This window comes from Caulobacter sp. RHG1 (genome assembly GCF_013181195.1).
Taxonomy (GTDB): Bacteria; Pseudomonadota; Alphaproteobacteria; order Caulobacterales; family Caulobacteraceae; genus Caulobacter.
Window position 1 is genome coordinate 97,691 of record NZ_SMZP01000006.1, and the last position, 18,723, is coordinate 116,413.

An 18,723-nucleotide genomic window follows, 5' to 3' on the forward strand; every position below is an offset into this window, starting at 1 on the left:
ACGGTTGAGCTTCATGATCGGGGAATCATTTCGAATGCGCACGATCCTGGCCGGCCTGGCCCTGACCTTCGCGATGGCCGCTGGCGGGGCGCAGGCTCAGGCGCTGGACGATCCGGAGGCCAATGTCGTCGAGGCGCTGGTGGTCAGCGCCAAGCTCCCGGGGCCGGCCTGGTGGCGGATCTCCGACGGCGACACCACCGTCTATGTTCTGGGCACGCCTGGCGTCCTGCCCAAGGACCTGGCCTGGGACCGGTCCGTGCTGGACCGGCGACTGGAAGGGGCCTTCGCGGTGCTGACCCCGCCGAGCTGGCAGGCGGGCGTGACCGACCTGCCGGCCCTGCTGAAGCTGCGCAAGGGCATGAAGGACGACGGCGACTGGGCCCGGGGCGCTCCGGCCCTGTCGGCGCGCACCCAGCGCGCCTGGGCCGCCACCCATTCCAAGGATCCCGACGGCTGGCGGGACTGGAAGCCGGTGATGATCGCCATGCAGCTGGGCGGCAAGGCCACGCGGCAGGCCGGGCTGCAGACCGCCGAGCCGATGAAGACCGTCCGCGACCTGGCCCGCAAGCATCGCGTCAAGGTGCGCCCGGGGGCGGTCCACAAGGCCATGCCGATGCTGAAGACCATCGTGCGTCAGCACAGTCAGGAGGCGGGACTGACCTGCCTCTCCGAAACGCTCGACGCCGTCGAGGCGGGGGCGGGTCCCTACCGCGCGGCGGCGCAGGGGTGGGCGCAGGGGCGGGTCAAGGCGGCCATGGCCGCGCCGCGCAGCACTGAGCGTTGCGAACTGCTGTTGCCGGGCGTGGCCGATGCGCGCCGCCAGTCGATCGACGACGAGGTCGAGGCGCTGGCCGGTCTGCTCAAGACCCCCGGCCATGCCGTGGCCCTCTATCCGATCCGTGGCCTGGTCGCCGAGGACGGGGTGCTGGAGAAGCTGCGCGCGCGCGGGATCACGGTGCGCACGCCGGGGGATGGCTAGCGGGCGCTGAACGGCTCAAACGCAAACGGCCCGGAAGCATCGCCTCCGGGCCGTTCGGATCTTGTCGGTGTGTCGCGGCTTAGAGGCCGGGCAGCTTGATGCCGCCCTTCTTCTCGCGGCTGATCACCACGCCGCCCGTACCCACCAGCTTCTTCAGGCGGGCCTCTTCGGCGGCGGCGTCTTCCAGCTGGGCGTTGGCGCCAGCCTGAGCGGCGGTGGCCACGTCGGTCTTGGCCTCGCCCTTCTTCCAGAACATCACCTTGCTGGCGAAGCTCTCGTCCTTGTGGGCCAGGTCGCCGTTCTCGTCATCGACGACGAAGCGGATCAGCGGGTCGGCGCGTTCGGCGCCGGCGCGGGCCACCAGGACCTTTTCGCCTTCCGAGCGGCCGGCGGCGTTGCTCTGGCCGATCAGCGCGGCGCGGGCGGCGCTTTCAGGCTGCAGCTCCTGCGGACGCGGCTGGCCCGGCGCCGGCGGACGCAGCGCATAGTCGGGCGGCACGGCCAGCGGGGCCTTGCTGACGACGCGGAATTCGTCGGGCACGACCTTGTTCATGCCCAGGGCCTTTTTGGTCGAGGTGCAGCCCGCCAGGCCGATCGCGGCCACGACGGTCAGGGCGCTCACGGTCGCGACCCGATTGAAACTCATGAAACCATGCTCCAGCAGGCCGACCCCCGGCCCAGAAATTCGGACGCTCTCGATACGACATCATCGCGCGGGCGCCAATGTCCCACGCGATTACGGCGTCATTCAGTCTGGTCTATTCGGTTTGATGGGACAGCTTCTTCTCTTCCGACCAGAAGCTGTCGATCAGCAGCAGCGCCACGCCGATCGAGATTGCCGAGTCGGCGACGTTGAACACCCAGGGAAAATAGAGCCGCGAGACGTCGATGAAGTCGACGACGTAGCCGTACTGCACCCGGTCGATCAGATTGTTGCCGATCGCGCCGCCGATGATCATCCCGATGCCCAGGGCGGGCAGCAGCTTGACCGCCTTGCGCGCCCAGATCGCCAGACCGATCACCACTACGATCGAGAAGCCGATCAGCAGCCAGCGGCCCCAGTCGTTGCCGCGCAGCAGGCCGAAGCTCATGCCGTAGTTATGCACCATGGTCAGGTGCAGCGGGCCCAGCAGCGGCAGGGTCGAACCCTGCTCGCGGCTCAGCACCGACAGCACCCAGAGCTTGGAGATCTGGTCCAGCACCACGGTGGCGGCGGCGACGGCGTAGGCGGTCCAGCCCAGGCGAGTGATCGATTTCATCTGCTTAGCTTAACCGTCCTACGCCTCTGATCGCTAGCCGCGCTGCGCATCCCAATATGCCACAGCTTCGGCGTCGCGAAGGCTAAGCTCCGGATAGCGGGCATCGGTTCCCACCTCCGGCAGGATCCGCCAAGAGCGGGCGCAGCGCGCGCCTTCGGCCAGCTTCGGATCCACCGACACGCCCTTGACCTCGTCGGTCCGGAACGCGCCTGCATCGTCCGAGACGAGCGTGGCGGCCGAGGTGCGGAACACCTCCGCGGCGTCCAGGCCGTCGAAGGCGGCCAGCAATTCGGCGTCGGCGACGTGGACGACCGGAGCCGCCTCAAGCGCCGAACCGATGCGCTTTTCGCGGCGTTCGACTTCCAGGGCGCCGGTCACCACCGACATCACCGTCTCGACCTTGGCCCAGCGGGCGGCCTCGGCGTCGTTCTTCCACGCAGCCGGCGTCGCCGGGATCACCCGCAGGCTGTTGGAGCCAGCGTCGGGGAAGCGCGTCATCCACGCCTCTTCCATGGTGAAGCTGGTCAGCGGCGACAGCCAGATCGTCAGGCGCTCGAAGACATAGTCCAGCACCGTGCGATAGGCGCGGCGGCGCAGAGCGTCGGGCGCGTCGCAATAGAGGCTGTCCTTGCGGATGTCGAAGAACAGGGTCGACAGGTCGCCCTGACAGAACTCGATCAGCGGCCGGACCACGTCACTGAAGCGATAGGCCTCGTAAGACGCACGGACGTCGCGATCCAGCTCCCACAGGCGATGCAGGATGTACTTCTCCAGCGGCGGGAAGTCGGCGTAGTCGGTGACCCGCTCCTCTTCCGTGAAGCCGGCCAGGGCGCCCAGCAGGTAACGCGTGGTGTTGCGCAGCTTGCGATAGGCGTCGGTGGTGGTGGCCAGGATCGTCTTGCCGATCCGCTGGTCCTCCGAATAGTCGACCATCGCCGCCCATAGGCGCAGGATCTCGGCGCCGCTCTCCTTGGTGACCGACTGCGGCTCGACGGTGTTGCCCTTGGACTTGGACATCTTCTCGCCGTTCTCGTCCTGGGTGAACCCGTGGGTGAGAACCGCCTTGTACGGCGCGCGGCCGCGGGTGCCGGAGCCTTCGAGAAGCGACGACTGGAACCAGCCGCGGTGCTGGTCCGAACCTTCCAGATAGAGGTCGGCCGGCCAGGCGCTGTCCTTGCGGCCTTCGATCGTGAAGGCGTGGGTGCAGCCGCTGTCGAACCAGACATCCAGGATGTCGGTGATCTTCTCGTACTGGGCCGGGTCGTGGACGCCCAGGAAGTCGGCGTCGGGACGGGTGAACCAGGCGTCGGCGCCGCCCTCGCGGATGGCGTCCAGGATGCGGCCGTTGACGGCCGCGTCGTTCAGCGGATGGCCGGTGTGCTTGTCCACGAACATCGCCAGCGGCGTGCCCCAGTTGCGCTGGCGGCTGACCAGCCAGTCGGGACGCGTCTCGACCATCGAGCCGATGCGGTTGCGGCCGGCTTCCGGGTGGAAGGCGGTGTCGGCGATGGACTGCACCGCGACCTCGCGCAGGGTCTTGCCGCCGAGGCTGTCCACCGCTTGGTCCATGCGGATGAACCACTGCGGGGTGTTGCGGAAGATCACCGGCGCCTTCGAGCGCCAGCTGTGTGGATAGCTGTGCTCGACGCGGCCGCGGGCCAGAAGGTTGCCGGCCTCGATCAGCTTGTCCATGACCGCGCCGTTGGCGGCCCCGAACTTGCCGGCCTTCTTGCCCTCGGTCTCGATGACCTTGAGGCCCGCGAACAGCGGCACGTGCGGATAATAGGCGCCGTCGGCGTCCACGGTGTCGGGAATGGCGTCCAGGCTATAGCCGCTCTTCAGCCACACCAGATAGTCGTCGGCGCCGTGGCCCGGGGCGGTGTGGACGAAGCCGGTGCCGGCGTCGTCCGTGACGTGATCGCCGGCCAGCATGGGGACATTGAAGCTGTAGCCGTCATCAAGCGCCGAAAGCGGATGCTTGCACCAAAGGATTTCGTCTGGATCGACTGGCTCTAGCAGCTTCCAGCTAGTGACATTCGCTGCTGCCATGACTTGCTCGACCAAGTTCATAGCGACGATGAGACGTTCGTCCACCTTGGCCCACGGTGCAAACTCAAGGCCTTCCTTTAGCGAGGCGACCTCGTACATCCCGTACTTGATCTTCGGGCCATAGGAGATCGCTCGGTTGGCGGGGATGGTCCATGGCGTGGTCGTCCAGATCACCACGCTCGCGCCGTGAAGGTTTTCCCGTTGATAACCGGGAACGGAGCGCGTCGCTCCCACCGGGAACTTCACCCACACCGTCGGCGAGACGTGGTCGTGGTACTCGATCTCGGCGTCGGCCAGGGCCGTGCGCTCGACCGGGCTCCACATCACCGGCTTGGAGCCGCGATAGACTTGGCCGCTGGCCAGGAACTTGTGGAACTCGGCGACGATCGTGGCTTCGCTGCTGAAGTCCATGGTGGCGTAGCGGTTCCACCAGTCGCCCAGCACGCCCAGGCGCTGGAACTCGGTCTTCTGGGCTTCGATCCAGCCGCCGGCATAGGCGCGGCATTCGCGGCGGAACTCTTCGGCCGGGACCTCGTCCTTGCGGCGGCCCTTGGCGCGGAACTGTTCCTCGATCTTCCACTCGATCGGCAGGCCGTGGCAGTCCCAACCCGGCACGTAGTCGACGTCGTAGCCCAAAGCAAAGCGCGAGCGGACCACGAAGTCCTTCAGCGTCTTGTTCAGGGCGTGGCCGATGTGGATGGCCCCGTTGGCGTAGGGCGGGCCGTCGTGCAGCACGAACAGCGGCGCGCCGTCGGCCTGACGCTTGGCGCGGATGGCGCCGTACAGGCCCTTGTCAGAGAGCGCGGCCCAGCCCTCGAGGATCTCGGGCTCCTTCTTGGGCAGGCCCCCGCGCATCGGGAACGGGGTGTCGGGAAGGAAGACGGTTTCGCGATAGTCGCGGGCGGTCGTGGCGTCGTCGGCCATGGAATGATGATCCAAGCTGGAAGTTCGGGAGGGGCGCGGACTGAAAACCCGGCGCGCGCGCAAGCCTGACCGGCGGCGTCACGCCGGGCGGATAATTCGCGCTGTATTCCGAACGGAACTCATAAGGAGCGGGATAGCAGAGGGGCGGCGGGGACGCCAGTGCTTGCCCCCACCTGACCTCGCTGCGCGAGGTCGTCCGCCCCCGGAGGGGGCAGACGGAGCCGTCTTCCCCCCTCCGGGGGAGGAGCGCGAAGCGCGGAGGGGGCAAGTGAGCGCCTAAGCCACCCGCCGCCGCATCCGCGGCGTGATCGTCACCGACATCAGCCGCGCATTGCGGATGACGATGAACTCGGTCGGCCGGCCGATGCTGTGGTGGTCCAGTGCGCGCAGCAGGTCGTCCAGCCCGGTCAGCACCTGGTCGCCGGCCGCCACCAGGAGATCCCCGACCTGGATCCCCGCCTTCAGCGCCGGGCCGTTGTAGTCGACGCTGGCCACATAGACCGCATAGGGCTGGGTCACGCCGGTGGCCTTGGCCAGGGCCGGCGGGATCGGGGCTTGTTGAGCGACCAGGCCGATCGAACCGCGCCGCACGTGGCCATGGGCCAGGAGCTCGGCGATCACGAACCTGGCGGTGTTGGCGGCCACGGCGAAGCACAGGCCTTGCGTGCCGGCGATGATCGCGGTGGCGATGCCGACGACCTCGCCGGTGGAATTGACCAGCGGGCCGCCGCTGTTGCCCGGGTTCAGCGCCGCGTCGGTCTGGATCAGGTCCTCGATCAGCCGGCCGCGCTCGGCGCGCAAGCTGCGGCCCAGCGCGGAGACCACGCCGGTGGTCACCGTGGCCTCGAAGCCCAGCGGCGCGCCGATGGCGATGACCAGCTGGCCGCGTCGCAGCTTCTTGGAGTCGCCCAGGCGGGCCGGCGGGATGTCGACCGGCTCGTCCAGCTTGATCACGGCCAGGTCGGTGTCGGGATCGTCGCCGACGCAGCGGGCGGTGAAGCTGCGCCCCTCGGCGGTGATCACGACATAGCGCTTGGCGCCCTGGATCACGTGGCTGTTGGTCAGGATCAGCCCGCCGTCCCCGATCACGAAGCCCGAACCGACGCCTTGCAGCCGCGGATCGTCCAGCATCGGGTGGATGCGCACGACGCTGGGGCCGATCCGCTCGACCGCCCGGACCACGGCGTTCGAATAGGCGTCCAGCAAATCACCGTCGGGCAGGGCGCAATAGCCGCCCTCGACCTCGATGGCGCGGCCGGTTTCGAACACGAGCTGGGCGTTGTCCGGATAGGCCAGGATCTCGTGCGCGCGCCGTCGCGCCGGCCGCTTGGCCCGCGCGAAGAGATCGTATTTCCGTCCCTTGAGCATGCGGTCCCCACCCCAGCGTTAGGGAAGGTTAACGGCGTAGGCGGGAACAGGAAAGGGTTTCGCGTGAACCGCGAGCGCTCAAAACCCCGGCGCGACGATCGCTCGGGCTTCCTGCTCGTCTCGGCGGATCTGTTCGATCATCAGCTCCAGGCTGTCGAACTTCAATTCCGGGCGCAGGAAGGCGATCAGGTCGGTCTCCAGCACCTGGCCGTAGAGATCTTCGTCGAAGTCGAACAGCCAGGTTTCCAGCCGGGTCTCGACGATGCCGGTGGTCGGATTGTTGCCGAGATTGGCCACGCCGGGGACCTCGCGGCCGTCGGGCAGACGGGTGCGGGTGGCATAGACGCCCAGCTTGGGGACCACATAGTCCTCGACCTCGACATTGGCGGTCGGGAAGCCCAGTTGCCGGCCCAGCTGCTGGCCTCGGCGGACCACGCCTTCGATGGCGAAGGGGCGTCCGAGGATGCGGGCGGCCTGCTCGGGGTGACCATCGCGCAGGGCGTCGCGCACGCCGGTGGACGAGAACTTCTCGCCGTCCTGTCCGGCCACCGGCTCGGCGATCGAGACGGTGAAGCCGTATTCCTGGCCATAGGCCTTCAGCAGGTCGCCGCTGCCGGTGCGGCCGCGGCCGAACGAGATGTCGAAGCCGGCGGCGACGTGCTTCACCCCCAGGCCCTGGACCAGCACCTTCTCGACGAACTCGCGGTCGCCGAAGCTGGCCATCTCGAAGTCGAACGGCAGCAGGTACAAAAGGTCGACGCCCAGGCCGCCCAGGGCGCGGGCCTGCTGGGCGTGGGTCATCAGCTTGAAGGCCGGCTCGGTCGGGCGGAACAGGCGGCGCGGGTGCGGGTCGAAGGTGATGACGCCCAACGGGGTGTGCTCGGCCAGGGCGGCTTTCGCGGCTTGCGCGATCACCTGCTGATGGCCGCGATGGACGCCGTCGAAATTGCCGAGCGCGACGGACGCGCCGCGTTCCTCTGGCTGCAGGTCCTTCCAGGCGTTGACGGTCTTGAAGCTCATCACGCGACCGCCTTGCGCGGGACCATGACCACGGCCTCGCCGTCGACGACGGCCTTGCCATTGACCTTGCAGACCGTCGACAGCGTCGCCTGGGCCTTGGCCGCGTTGATCTCGGTAACCGTGACGATGGCGGTCACGGCGTCGCCGATCTTCACCGGCCGTTTGAACTTCAGCGATTGCGACAGATAGACCGCGCCCGGCCCGGGCAGCTGGGTGCCCAGCACCGCCGAGATATAGCCGGCGGACAACATGCCGTGGGCGATGCGCTGGCCAAAGCTGGTGGTCGCCGCATAGTCGGCGTCCAGGTGCACCGGATTGGTGTCGCCGGTCACCTCGGCGAAGGCGACGATATCGGCCTCGCCGACGGTGCGGACCAGCTCGGCCGACTGGCCGATGCTGAGATCTTCGAGAAACTTGCCCTGCATTCGGCCGGCCCTTTTTTCTTGTTCTCTACCAGACCAGATCGCCGATGGCGTGGGTCGCGCCCACCGCCTCGGCGTCGAGCAGGGCCTGGACGGCGTCGGGGATCAGCTGGCCGTCGGGGCCGACGGCCGTCTCGCCGTGGATGCCCTTGGCGATGAACAGGCAGGCCAGTTTCTGGTCGTGGGCCCCCTTCACATCGGTGATGACGCCGTCGCCGATGCACAGCACCCGCGAGCGATCGACGGGGCGGCCCAGCAGGGCGGCGGCCTTTTCCAGCGCCAGGTCGTACATCGCGCCATAGGGTTTGCCGGCCATGACCACCGGGCCGCCCAGGCTCTCATAGAGGTCGGCCAGCGCGCCGGCGCAGAAGATCAGCCGGTCGCCGCGCTGCACCACGCGGTCGGGATTGGCGCAGATGAATAGTAGACCCCGGTCGGCGGCGATCTGCAGGCGCTCGCGATAGTCCTCGGGGACCTCGGTCTCGTCGTCATAGAGGCCCGAGCTCAGGATGAAGTCGGCGTCTTCGGGTCCGGCCAGGGTCAGGTCCAGCCCCGCCCACAGCGGCGCGTCGCGCTCGGGGCCGATTTTCCAGACCTTCTTGCCCCTGTGCGGCGTCAGGAGCGCGCGGGTGGCGTCGCCCGAGGTGACGAAGCCGCTGTAGGCCGCGCGCGGCACGTTGAGGCCGTCCAGCTGCGGCACGACGTCGGGGGACGGGCGCGGCGAGTTGGAGATCAGCACCACCGGGCCTTGCGTTTCCCCCCACTTCACCAGGGCGTCGCAGGCCTCCGGGAAGTTCTGCACGCCGTTGTGGATCACGCCCCAGACGTCGCAGAGCACCACGTCGTAGCGATCGGAAAGGGCGGAGAGGCCGGCGGGAAAATCCATCATGGCTTGGGCGGTACCGATCGGGAGGCGGGGCGTCAATGTCGCTGGGCCCTATAGCTGTCGTCTCGCGGGCCGGTTTCAAGACTTGACCGTATCGCTTTCGAAGACCGGCGTTCCGTGACTATCCTTCCGTCAAAGGGGAGGGGCCGATGACGATACTGATCCTGGGGCTTGTCGTGTTTCTGGGCGTGCATTCGGTGCGGATCCTGGCCGCGCCGTTTCGAGACGCCCAGGTGGCGGCCAATTCGAACCGCTGGAAGGGGCTCTACTCGGTGGCCGCGGCGGTTGGGCTGGGGCTGGTCATCTGGGGCTGGATCCTGGCCTGGCCGACGGCGCCGCAGCTCTATGATCCGCCGGCCTGGGGCCGGCATGCGACCCTGCTGCTGGTCTGGCTGGCCTTCATCCTGTTGCCGACCGCCAATGCGCCGGCCGGCCATATCAAGGCGACGGTGCGCCATCCGATGCTGCTGGGCGTGATCTTCTGGTCCAGTGGCCACCTGCTGGGCAATGGCGACCAAGCCTCGGCGGCGCTGTTCGGATCGTTTCTGGTCTGGGCGATCCTGGACCTGATTTCGGCGCTTGGGCGGCGAGAGCCGGCGCCGGTGGTGGTCAAGCCGCGGGCCGACGTCATCGCGGTGTTCGCCGGCACGGCGCTGTGGGCGGTGTTCGTGATGGGCCTGCACCGGGTGTTGTTCGGGGTGTCGCCGTTGGGCTAGGTCGCGTCGTGGTTTTCTCTCTCCTCCCCATTAGGGGGAGGTGGATCGGCGCGAATACGCGCCGAGACGGAGGGGGTCCGCGAAGCGGTTCTGAGCTTGCGGCCGGCCCCCTCCACCGCCGTTCGGCGGTCCCCCTCCCCCAAGAGGGGAGGAGAGTTTCTTATGTCGCGTCGTGGAAGATGATCCCCATCGTCCGCCGCCGCCCTGATCGCACCTCGCTGACTCCGTGCCGCAAGATCCGCCGGTGCACGCCGCGCACACCCTCCGCCGGTCGCGCACGGACGGCGAAGATCACCCCTTCGCCCTGCCGCAATGGAACCACCTGGGGCGCTGACTGCTGTCTCGGGCGTTGCTCGACCAGCACGAACTCGCCGCCCTCGAAGTCGCGGCCCGGCTCATCCAGCAGGAAGGCCGCCTGCAGCGGGAAGACGTGTTCGCCATAGAGGTCCTGGTGCAGGCAGTTGTAGTCGCCGGGACCGTAGGTCAGCAGCAGGGGCGTTGGCCGCACCTGGCCGGCGTCGCGGCAGCGGGCCAGCATCTCGTCCAGCGTGTCGGGGAAGCGGTGGTCTTCGCCCAAACGCTCGGCCCAGCCGTTGGCGATCCTGGACAGCGGACCGTAGAGGCCCTGGCGCAGGCGCTGAACGATGTCCGGCAGCGGATAGCTGAAATACTTGTACTCGCCGCGCCCGAAGCCGTGACGGGCCATGACCACCCGGCTGCGAAAGCCGGCGTCCTGGGGATAGAGATCGGCGACGGCCGCGCAGGTCTCGGGCTTCAGGATCGGCCCGGTCAGGGCCCAGCCGCGCGCGTCGAGCTCGGCGGCGATACGGGTCCAGTCGAGGGTCACGCCGCCTCGCGGTCGGGCTTGCAGCGCAGGCAGGCGCGGAAGCCGGCTGCGCGGGCGCTCTCGCGGGTGTCGTGGAACTCAACGTTCTTGCGCAAGGGTCGGCCGGCGCAGCTGCTCACGCAATAGACGCCGGTGGTGCGCACGGCGACATAGAACGCCCCATCGGCGCTGCGGTCGCGCGCCTCCCAGGCTGCCCAGCGGGCGTCTTCGGTGTCGTAGCGCATCGGCGATCTCCTCTCGCGAGGGACCTTGCAGTCGCCTTAGCCCGGCGTCATTCCGAAGCTTGCGATTACCAGCCCACCGCGCGGCGACGCATCGTGCCGCGCATGAAGTCGGCCGGCGGTTCGGCTTCCGCCAGGACGGCGTCGCGGATGGCGCGGGGTTCGCCGAACAGGTGACCCTGGCCGTAGCCGATATCGAGATCCAGGATGTCGACGATCTGCTTTTCGGCCTCGACCTTCTCGACGATGACCTCGATGCCGTAGCGGCGGGTCAGGGCGGCGAAGTCGGTGGCGTTCAGGTCGGGCAGCGAGGCGATGACCAGCTTGCCGTCCTGCTCTTCCAGCTGGTCCAGCATCATCTGGGCGCCGACCTTCAGGTACTTCACGTCAGCGCGGGCCAGGTCCTGGAAGTCCAGGTCCAGGTCGGCGACCTTGTCCAGGCTGAAGCTGAAGCCCAGGCTGGCCAGGCGGGCCATGTGGCGGGCTTCGACCGGACCGCGGCGATCGAACGCCGCCTGGCCCAGCTCGAAGATCACCGCGCCGGCCAGATCCTTGTTGGCCTGCATGAATTCCAGGAACTGCGGGAAGAACGTCTCGTCGCCCAGGCTGGCCAGCGAGATGTTGCAGAAGATCCCGACCTTGCGATCCTGCTTGGCCAGGCGGCGTACGATCTGCACGCAGCGGAACAGCAGCAGGTTGTCGATGGCCGTCATCAGGCCTTCCGGCTCGGCCACGGCCAGATACTCGGCCGGCATCATCACGCGGCCGGTGTCGTCGCGCAGACGCGAGAAGCTCTCGTAATAGACCGTGCGGCGCTGGGGCAGGCTGACGATCGGCTGCAAATAGAGGTCGACGCGGTTCTCGGCGAGCGCGTCCTGCACGACCTGCAGCATGTGGCTGGTCTGAGGCGCGCGCTCGCGGCCCTGGCTCTGATGGCGGGCAGAGGCGGCGGCAACCTGGTGGCTGAGCTGGTGCTCCAGCCGGCCGTTCATCTGCTGGATCATGTCTTCCAGCTGATGGACTTCCGAGGTCAGGGCCTCGCTGCGGCGCTCGGCGTCGGCGGCGACGGTCTCCACCAGGTCGGTGACGCGGGCGTCGACCTTCTCGATCTGGTCCAGCAGGATAGCGTGGGCTTCGCGCACGGTGTCGATGTCGCCGCGCAGGGCGGCGGCCAGGAAGGTCTGGGCGACCAGGCTATGGAAGGCGAAGCACAGGCCCAGCATGCCGATGAAGGCCGAGACGCCGACAGCCGGGGTCGCACCCATCCTCCAGAGGAAGAGGGAGACGATCAGGGCCAAACAAAGATAGGCGCCCGTCAGGAGCGCCAGCATCAGCCTACGCATGAATTCGCCCACACGAATCGTTAAGGTGCAATCAGACCGGTCCGCCGCCAAAGAGTCGAATCTATTAACGACCCTGCGCCATTCGGTCCCAACAGCCCCGGAGCCTGAAGGCTCCTTATTGAAACTCTTAACGCAGCATAACCCAAGTCGAGGCCGCTGCTGAGTCCTTACGCTCGTACGCTGAATCGACAGCGCTGCTTGTCGCTGATAATCACTCGCAACCTGATCGGAGTGGTTATGGTCGAAGCGTTCTCCCCCTCTCTCGAAGCCCCCCTTGAAGCCGATGTGCGGCCGCTGGCCACCGCGCGACGCGGCGATCGCGGTGTGATCGTCCGGGTCACCGGCGTGTCCGGCGCGGCCGAGGCCGTGGCCGCCGACGAGCTGGAGCGTCGGCTGCTGGAGATGGGCTTCGTTGAGGGCGCCGCCATCGAGGTGCTGCACGAAGGCCTGTTCGGCCGCGATCCGATCGCCGTGCGGGTGGACGACACCCGCGTGGCCCTGCGCAGGCGTGAAGCCGACGCCGTTTCAGTAAAATTCGACGGACAGTAAGCCTTGACCACCGACACCGTCGCCGCGCCCTTGGAAGCCGCTCCCGTCACAACCCCAACCGCGCGGGTCGCCCTGGTCGGCAACCCGAACGCCGGCAAGACCGCTCTGTTCAACGCCCTGACCGGCAGCCGTCAGAAGGTCGCCAACTACGCCGGCGTCACCGTCGAGCGGAAGGAAGGCGTGCTGACCACGCCGGCCGGCCGCCAGATGCGCGTGCTCGATCTGCCCGGCACCTATTCCTTGCGCGCCCGCAGCCCCGACGAGGTGGTCACGCGCGACGCGGTGCTGGGCAAGCTCAGCGGCGAGGACGCGCCCGAGGCGCTGATCTGCGTGGCCGACGCCACCAACCTGCGCCTGGTGCTGCGCCTGGTGCTGGAGCTGAAGCAGGTGGGCCGCCCGTTCGTGCTGGCCCTCAACATGTACGACATCGCCCAGCGGCAGGGCCTGCGCATCGACCTGGAGCGCCTCTCCCAGGAGATCGGCGCGCCGATCGTCACCACGGTCGCCACCCGCAAGCGCGGCCTGTCTGAGTTGCTGGAGCAGGTCGAGGCCATCGTCGCCGCACGCAAGCCGGAGCTGGCGGCGGAGAACGTCTGGCATGAGCCGACCCCGTCCGAGATCCGCGCCGCCCACGCTCAGGCCGAGCGCATCTTCAAGGCCTGCGTGAAGCCGCCCGAGCGGCCCGACACCATCACCGGCAAGATCGACGGCGTGCTGCTGCACCCGGTCGCGGGCCTGCTGATCCTGGTCGCCCTGATGTTCGTGATGTTCCAGGCGGTGTTCACCTGGGCCGCGCCGATCATGGACGGCATCGACGGGCTCTTCGCGGCCGTGGTCGAGTTCGCCAACGCCCACCTGCCCGCGGGGCTGCTGACCAGCTTCGTCGCCGACGGCCTGATCGCCGGCGTCGGCAGCGTGCTAGTGTTCCTGCCGCAGATCCTAATCCTGTTCTTCTTCATCCTGCTGCTGGAAGACAGCGGCTACATGACCCGCGCGGCGTTCCTGCTGGATAAGCTGATGGGCGTCGCGGGGCTGCATGGCCGTGCGTTCATCCCGCTGCTGTCCAGCTTCGCCTGCGCCATCCCCGGCATCATGTCGACGCGGGTGATCGACAGTAAGCAGGACCGGCTGACGACGATCCTGATCGCGCCCCTGATGACCTGCTCGGCGCGGATCCCGGTCTACACCCTGATCATCGGGGCCTTCATCCCGCGCACCACGGTGTGGGGCGGGCTGTCGCTGCAGGGGCTGGTGATGTTTGGCCTGTTCGCCGTCGGCATCGTCAGCGCCCTGGTCGTCTCGACGATCATCCGCCGCATCTTCTGGCGAGGCACGGTCGAGCCGTTCATGATGGAGCTGCCGACCTATCGCTGGCCCGAGCCGCGCAACGTGCTGATGAACCTGTGGACCCGCGCCCGCATCTTCCTCAGCCGCGCCGGCCGCATCATCATGCCGCTGATGGTGCTGGTCTGGGTGCTGTCGACCTTCCCCTACCCGCCGGAAGGCGCGACGGGGCCGGCCATCGACTACAGCATCGCCGGTCGCCTGGGTCAGTTCCTGGCCCCGTTGATGGCCCCGATCGGCTTCAACTGGCAGATGACCGTGGCCCTGATTCCCGGCATGGCCGCTCGCGAAGTGGCCGTGGCCGTGCTGGGCACCGTCTATGCGGTCGGCGGCGAGGACGGCGAGACCGGCGCCCTGTCGACCCTGCTGAAGAACCAGTGGTCGCTGGCCACCGCCCTGTCGTTCCTAGCCTGGTACGTCTTCGCGCCGCAGTGCCTGCCCACCTTGGGCGTGGTCAAGCGCGAGACCAACAGCTGGGTCTGGCCGACGGTGATGTTCGTCTACATGGTCGGCTTGGCCTATCTGGCGGCCTTCATCGTCTACCACACGGCCGTGGCGCTCGGCGCGGGCTGAGGCCGGTCGCCAGCGGCCAGGAAGCCGCCAAGAAAAAGCCCGCCCCGGGAGACCAGGGCGGGCTTTGTCGTTCTGGAGCGCGGCGCGCGATCAGCGCGTCGGGACCGGGACCTCGCCGCGGTAGTCGTAGAAGCCGCGGCCGGTCTTCTTGCCCAGCCAACCGGCCTCGACATATTTCACCAGCAGCGGGCAGGGGCGGTACTTGCTGTCGGCCAGGCCCTCGTGGAGCACGTTCATGATGCTCAGCACGGTATCCAGGCCGATGAAGTCGCCCAGCTCCAGCGGACCCATCGGATGGTTGGCGCCCAGCTTCATCGCCGTGTCGATGGCGTCGACCGTGCCGACCCCCTCGTACAGCGTGTAGATGGCCTCGTTGATCATCGGCACCAGCACGCGGTTGACGATGAAGGCGGGGAAGTCCTCGGCGTTGCTGGTGATCTTGCCCAGCGACTGGGCGAAGGACACGGCCGTCTCGTAGGTCGGCACGTCGGTGGCGATGCCGCGGATGATCTCGACCAGCTTCATCAGCGGGACGGGGTTCATGAAGTGCAGGCCGATGAAGCGCTCGGGCCGGTCGGTCGACGAGGCCAGGCGGGTGATCGAGATCGACGAGGTGTTCGAGGCCAGCAGCGTGTCGGGCTTGAGGTGCGGCTGCAGGCTGCGGAAGATCGACTTCTTGATCTCCTCGTTCTCGGTCGCCGCCTCGATGGCCAGGTCCGTCGCACCGACGGCTTCCAGGCCCTCGGCGGGATGGATGCGGGCGAGAGCCGCCTGCATGGCCTCGTCGTCGATGATGCCGCGGCTGACCTGACGGGCCAGATTCTTCTCGATCAGCACCAGGCCGGCGTCGATCCGCTCGCGCGAGACGTCGTGCAACTGCACGCCATAACCGCCCAGGGCAACGACATGCGCGATGCCTGCGCCCATCTGGCCTGCGCCGATTACGCCGACCGTCTTGATTTCACTCATAAAGCCAAGCCTTCGCTTGAATTCGCGCCGGACTTTCCAGCCACGGCCTACGGATATGCGCAGTTTTGTAGCACGAGAAACCCTGCGCTCGGCAAGGCTTTGCTGCGATGCAACGAACGCGGCCTTCAGTCGCGCGGCGGATAGGGGTGGCTGACGCCCGCCGGATCCTCGACCTGACCCTTGTCCAAATAGTTGGGCCCAACCGGCGCCTTACCGTGACCGCCGGGGATATCCAGGATGTAGGTCGGCTGGGCCAGGCCCGACAGATCGCCGCGCAGGGCTCGCATGATCGCCTGTCCCTCGGCCAGGCTGGTACGCAGGTGCGAAGTGCCCGGGGCGAAGTCGTGGTGGTGCAGATAGTAGGGGCGGATCCGCGTCTCGACGAAGGCCCGCATCAGCGCGGCCAGGGTGTCGGGATCGTCGTTGACGCCCTTCAGCAGCACGGTCTGGCTCAGCATCGGGATGCCGGCGTCGACGATCCTGGCGCAGGCGGCCCGCGCCGCCGGGGTCAGTTCGCGCACATGGTTGGCGTGCAGGGCGACATAGACGGTCTTGGTCGAGCGCTTGAGCGCGGCGATCAGATCGACGTTCACCGCCTCCGGATCGACGGCGGGCACGCGGGTGTGGAAGCGGACGATCTTGACGTGGTCGATCGCCTCCAGCCGGTCCATCAGGTCGGTCAGGCGACGCGGCGACAGCACGAAGGGATCGCCGCCGGTGACGATGACTTCCCAGATTTCCGGCCGGCCGGCGATATAGGCGAAGGCTGCGTCCAGCTGGGCCGGGGTCAGGTTCGACAGGCCCTCGGGCCCGACCATCTCGCGGCGGAAGCAGAACCGGCAGTAGACCGCGCAGGTGTGGGTCGGCTTCAGCAGCACCCGGTCCCTGTAGCGATGGACGATTCCATCCACAGGGCTGTGGATATCATCACCGATCGGGTCGGGATCCTCGCCGGGCGTCGAGATCAGTTCCTCGGGCGCCGGGACGAACTGCCGGGCGATCGGATCTTCGGGGTCGGCCGGATCGATCAGCTCGGCCATCGCCGGGGTGATGGCCACAGCATAGCGCGCCGCGACAGCCTCGAGCGCGGGCAGGCGCTCGGGCGCAACCAGTCCGGCCTCGGCCAGCGAGGCGGCGTCGCGCAGGGTTTTCGCGGTGGGAGCCATGAGGCGCGGGGATATGGGGGAAAACGACGGCCCTGGCAAATGCGCGCGCCGCCGAAGGTTCAGCTCTTGGAGCCCAGGTCCGGTCGCGAGGCCAGGAACGCCGCCTTCTCTTCCGGGGTCAGCACCTTGGCGGTCTTGCGCCGCGCGACCTTCGGCGTCGGGCGAGCATAGGCCTCGGCCTGGGCGGCGGGCTTCAAGTCGCCCAGACGTTTGATCGGCGGCTTCATCGGCGTCCCCTCGGGTCGGGAGAATCCGGCCCGACCGCGACTATGCGGTGCGCCGCAGGGATCACAAGGACCCTTCGGCCACGGGCGTCCAGATCACGTCCTCGATCCGGCGCGCGCCGCTGGCCAGCAGCACCAGGCGGTCGAAGCCCAGGGCCGAGCCGGAGGCTTCGGGCATCGCCTCCAGGGCCGCCAGGAAGTCCTCGTCGATCGGATAGCGCTCGCCGTAGATGCGGGCCTTCTCGTCCATCTCGATCATGAAGCGCCGGCGCTGCTCGGCCGGATCGGTCAGTTCGCCGAAGGCGTTGGCCAGCTCGACGCCGCAGGCATAGAGCTCGAAGCGCTCGGCCACGCGCGGGTCGGCGTCCTTGGGACGGGCCAGGGCCGCCTCGCTGATCGGATATTCGCACAGCACCGTGGCTCGGCCTTCGCCCAGGCGGGGCTCGACCTTCTCGACGATGATGCGGCTGAAGATGTCGGCCCAGGCGTCGTCATCGGCTATCCGGATGCCGGCGGCGCGGGCGCTCGCCGCGAGCTGTTCGCGGTCGGTCGAACCGTCGGCGGCGATGCTGGCCAGCAGGTCGACGCCGGCGTGGCGTTCGAACGCCTCGGCCACCGACAGCCGCTCCGGCGCGGCGAACGGATCGCAGCTCATCCCTCGAAAGTCGAAGCGCGTCGTCCCGGCGGTCTTGGCCGCCAGGGCCAGCAGGGTCGCGCAGTCGTCCATCAGGGTCTGGTAGGGCGCGCCGGCCCGGTACCATTCCAGCATGGTGAACTCGGGATGGTGCAACGGCCCGCGCTCGCGGTTGCGCCAGACCTTGCCCAGGCTGAAGATCTTCTCCTCGCCCGCCGCCAGCAGCTTCTTGCAGGCGAATTCCGGCGAAGTGTGCAGGTAGAGCGGGCTGGCTTCGCCCGAAATCGTCAGGGCTTGCGTCGCGAAGGCGTGCAGGTGCGCCTCGTTGCCGGGGGAGACCTGCAGGGCGGCGGCCTCGACCTCCTCGAACCCCTCGGCTTCGAACCAGGCGCGGAAGGCCTTGGTGATCCGGTTGCGGGCCAGCAGGAACGGCCGGCGGTCGGCGTGGACGTCGCTGCGCCACCAGGTGGAGGAAGTCGAGGACAAGGTCAGTAAACCGAAGAGACTGGCGATTTGCCCCCGTTCGCTATACGAGGGCGCTCACGGATCAATAGCACGAACGCGCCAGCGCACTTGCGCGCGCATTCCACCCAAGGACGATAAGTACGTGAAGGTCGCAGCCAGCTCGCTCCGCAAAGGCGCCGTCGTCGACATGGACGGCAAGCTCTACGTCGTCCTGACGGTCGACAACATCCACCCCGGCAAGGGCACCCCGGTGACCCAGCTGAACATGCGCCGCATCTCGGACGGCGTGAAGGTTTCGGAGCGCTATCGCACGACCGAGCAGGTCGAGCGCGCCTTCGTCGACCAGCGCAACCACACCTTCCTGTACCAGGACGGCGACGGCTTCCACTTCATGAACCCGGAAACCTACGACCAGCTCGTGGCGACCGAGGACGTGATCGGCGACGCCGCGCCCTACCTGCAAGAAAACATGACGGTCCAGCTGTCGACGCACAACGACGTGCCGATCGCCATCGAGCTGCCGCGCACCGTGATCCTGGAAATCGTCGACACCGAACCGTCGGTGAAGGGCCAGACCGCTTCGTCGTCGTACAAGCCAGCCGTGCTCAGCAACGGCGTCAAGACCACGGTCCCGCCGTACATCACCGTCGGCACCCGCGTGATCATCCTGACGGAAGACAACAGCTATCAGGAACGCGCCAAGGACTAATCGTCCTTCAGCTCGAGACTTGGAAAAGGCCCGGGGCGAAAGCTCCGGGCCTTTTT

The 18,723-nt window shown here is 67.9% G+C and carries 19 protein-coding genes; 5 read left to right on the forward strand and 14 right to left on the reverse strand.

Annotation, left to right across the window (positions count from 1 at the left end; translation table 11 throughout):
• Window positions 1-34: 34 nt before the first annotated feature.
• On the forward strand, window positions 35-979 hold the full coding sequence (locus tag E1H18_RS16990) for a TraB/GumN family protein (RefSeq protein ID WP_172270629.1): 945 nt from the start codon (window positions 35-37) through the stop codon (window positions 977-979).
• Between the two features lie 79 nt (window positions 980-1,058).
• Here the strand turns inward: E1H18_RS16990 and E1H18_RS16995 are convergent, their stop codons facing one another.
• The 7 genes from E1H18_RS16995 to E1H18_RS17025 all read right to left on the reverse strand — a co-directional run bounded on the left by E1H18_RS16995 (window position 1,059) and on the right by E1H18_RS17025 (window position 8,910).
• On the reverse strand, window positions 1,059-1,625 hold the full coding sequence (locus E1H18_RS16995; protein WP_172270631.1) for a DUF3035 domain-containing protein: 567 nt from the start codon (window positions 1,623-1,625) through the stop codon (window positions 1,059-1,061).
• Between the two features lie 112 nt (window positions 1,626-1,737).
• Entirely contained in the window at window positions 1,738-2,238 is a 501-nt protein-coding gene (lspA, locus tag E1H18_RS17000; protein ID WP_172270633.1) for a signal peptidase II, read from the reverse strand.
• A 33-nt stretch (window positions 2,239-2,271) separates the two neighbouring features.
• Window positions 2,272-5,211, reverse strand: coding sequence for an isoleucine--tRNA ligase (ileS, locus tag E1H18_RS17005; protein WP_172270635.1), 2,940 nt, complete (start codon window positions 5,209-5,211; stop codon window positions 2,272-2,274).
• Between the two features lie 276 nt (window positions 5,212-5,487).
• Window positions 5,488-6,579, reverse strand: coding sequence for a S1C family serine protease (locus E1H18_RS17010; RefSeq protein ID WP_172270637.1), 1,092 nt, complete (start codon window positions 6,577-6,579; stop codon window positions 5,488-5,490).
• 78 nt (window positions 6,580-6,657) lie between these two features.
• Window positions 6,658-7,599, reverse strand: a complete 942-nt coding sequence (locus tag E1H18_RS17015) for a bifunctional riboflavin kinase/FAD synthetase (RefSeq protein ID WP_172270639.1) — start codon at window positions 7,597-7,599, stop codon at window positions 6,658-6,660.
• Window positions 7,599-8,024, reverse strand: coding sequence for a MaoC family dehydratase (locus tag E1H18_RS17020; protein ID WP_172270641.1), 426 nt, complete (start codon window positions 8,022-8,024; stop codon window positions 7,599-7,601). The genes E1H18_RS17015 and E1H18_RS17020 overlap by 1 nt, the downstream gene beginning before the upstream one ends.
• Before the next feature lie 25 nt (window positions 8,025-8,049).
• A complete protein-coding gene (locus E1H18_RS17025; RefSeq protein ID WP_172270643.1) occupies window positions 8,050-8,910 on the reverse strand; it encodes a TIGR01459 family HAD-type hydrolase in 861 nt (286 codons plus the stop codon).
• Window positions 8,911-9,056: 146 nt separating this feature from the next.
• Here E1H18_RS17025 and E1H18_RS17030 point away from each other — a divergent pair, with 146 nt between their 5' ends.
• On the forward strand, window positions 9,057-9,623 hold the full coding sequence (locus E1H18_RS17030; RefSeq protein WP_172270645.1) for an NnrU family protein: 567 nt from the start codon (window positions 9,057-9,059) through the stop codon (window positions 9,621-9,623).
• Between the two features lie 160 nt (window positions 9,624-9,783).
• Here the strand turns inward: E1H18_RS17030 and E1H18_RS17035 are convergent, their stop codons facing one another.
• From E1H18_RS17035 to tipF, 3 genes are all read right to left on the reverse strand, one after another.
• The gene (locus tag E1H18_RS17035) at window positions 9,784-10,470 is read right to left on the reverse strand and encodes a 2OG-Fe(II) oxygenase (RefSeq protein ID WP_172270647.1); all 687 of its coding nucleotides are present in this window, start codon (window positions 10,468-10,470) and stop codon (window positions 9,784-9,786) included.
• Entirely contained in the window at window positions 10,467-10,694 is a 228-nt protein-coding gene (locus tag E1H18_RS17040) for an Ada metal-binding domain-containing protein (RefSeq protein ID WP_172270649.1), read from the reverse strand. The genes E1H18_RS17035 and E1H18_RS17040 overlap by 4 nt, the downstream gene beginning before the upstream one ends.
• 65 nt (window positions 10,695-10,759) lie before the next feature.
• Window positions 10,760-12,034 carry a flagella assembly cyclic-di-GMP phosphodiesterase TipF gene (gene tipF, locus E1H18_RS17045; protein ID WP_172270651.1) on the reverse strand — a complete coding sequence of 425 codons (1,275 nt, stop codon included), beginning with the start codon at window positions 12,032-12,034 and terminating at the stop codon, window positions 10,760-10,762.
• Window positions 12,035-12,271: 237 nt separating this feature from the next.
• Between tipF and E1H18_RS17050 the strand changes: the two genes are divergently transcribed.
• Window positions 12,272-12,583 (forward strand): ferrous iron transport protein A, encoded by a 312-nt coding sequence (locus E1H18_RS17050; protein ID WP_172270653.1) that lies wholly within the window; start codon window positions 12,272-12,274, stop codon window positions 12,581-12,583.
• A gap of 30 nt (window positions 12,584-12,613) precedes the next feature.
• Window positions 12,614-14,500 carry a ferrous iron transport protein B gene (gene feoB, locus E1H18_RS17055; protein WP_172271213.1) on the forward strand — a complete coding sequence of 629 codons (1,887 nt, stop codon included), beginning with the start codon at window positions 12,614-12,616 and terminating at the stop codon, window positions 14,498-14,500.
• A gap of 90 nt (window positions 14,501-14,590) precedes the next feature.
• Here the strand turns inward: feoB and E1H18_RS17060 are convergent, their stop codons facing one another.
• The 4 genes from E1H18_RS17060 to epmA all read right to left on the reverse strand — a co-directional run bounded on the left by E1H18_RS17060 (window position 14,591) and on the right by epmA (window position 17,979).
• The gene (locus tag E1H18_RS17060; RefSeq protein WP_172270655.1) at window positions 14,591-15,469 is read right to left on the reverse strand and encodes a 3-hydroxybutyryl-CoA dehydrogenase; all 879 of its coding nucleotides are present in this window, start codon (window positions 15,467-15,469) and stop codon (window positions 14,591-14,593) included.
• Window positions 15,470-15,594: 125 nt separating this feature from the next.
• Window positions 15,595-16,635, reverse strand: coding sequence for a lysine-2,3-aminomutase-like protein (locus tag E1H18_RS17065; RefSeq protein ID WP_172270657.1), 1,041 nt, complete (start codon window positions 16,633-16,635; stop codon window positions 15,595-15,597).
• Between the two features lie 59 nt (window positions 16,636-16,694).
• A complete protein-coding gene (locus E1H18_RS17070) occupies window positions 16,695-16,862 on the reverse strand; it encodes a hypothetical protein (RefSeq protein WP_172270659.1) in 168 nt (55 codons plus the stop codon).
• Window positions 16,863-16,923: 61 nt separating this feature from the next.
• Window positions 16,924-17,979: an EF-P lysine aminoacylase EpmA gene (epmA, locus tag E1H18_RS17075; protein WP_241736075.1), complete on the reverse strand. Its 1,056-nt coding sequence runs from the start codon at window positions 17,977-17,979 to the stop codon at window positions 16,924-16,926.
• 121 nt (window positions 17,980-18,100) lie between these two features.
• On the opposite strand from epmA, the gene efp reads away from it, so the two are divergent.
• Window positions 18,101-18,667, forward strand: a complete 567-nt coding sequence (gene efp / locus E1H18_RS17080; protein WP_172270661.1) for an elongation factor P — start codon at window positions 18,101-18,103, stop codon at window positions 18,665-18,667.
• The last annotated feature ends 56 nt before the right edge of the window (window positions 18,668-18,723 follow it).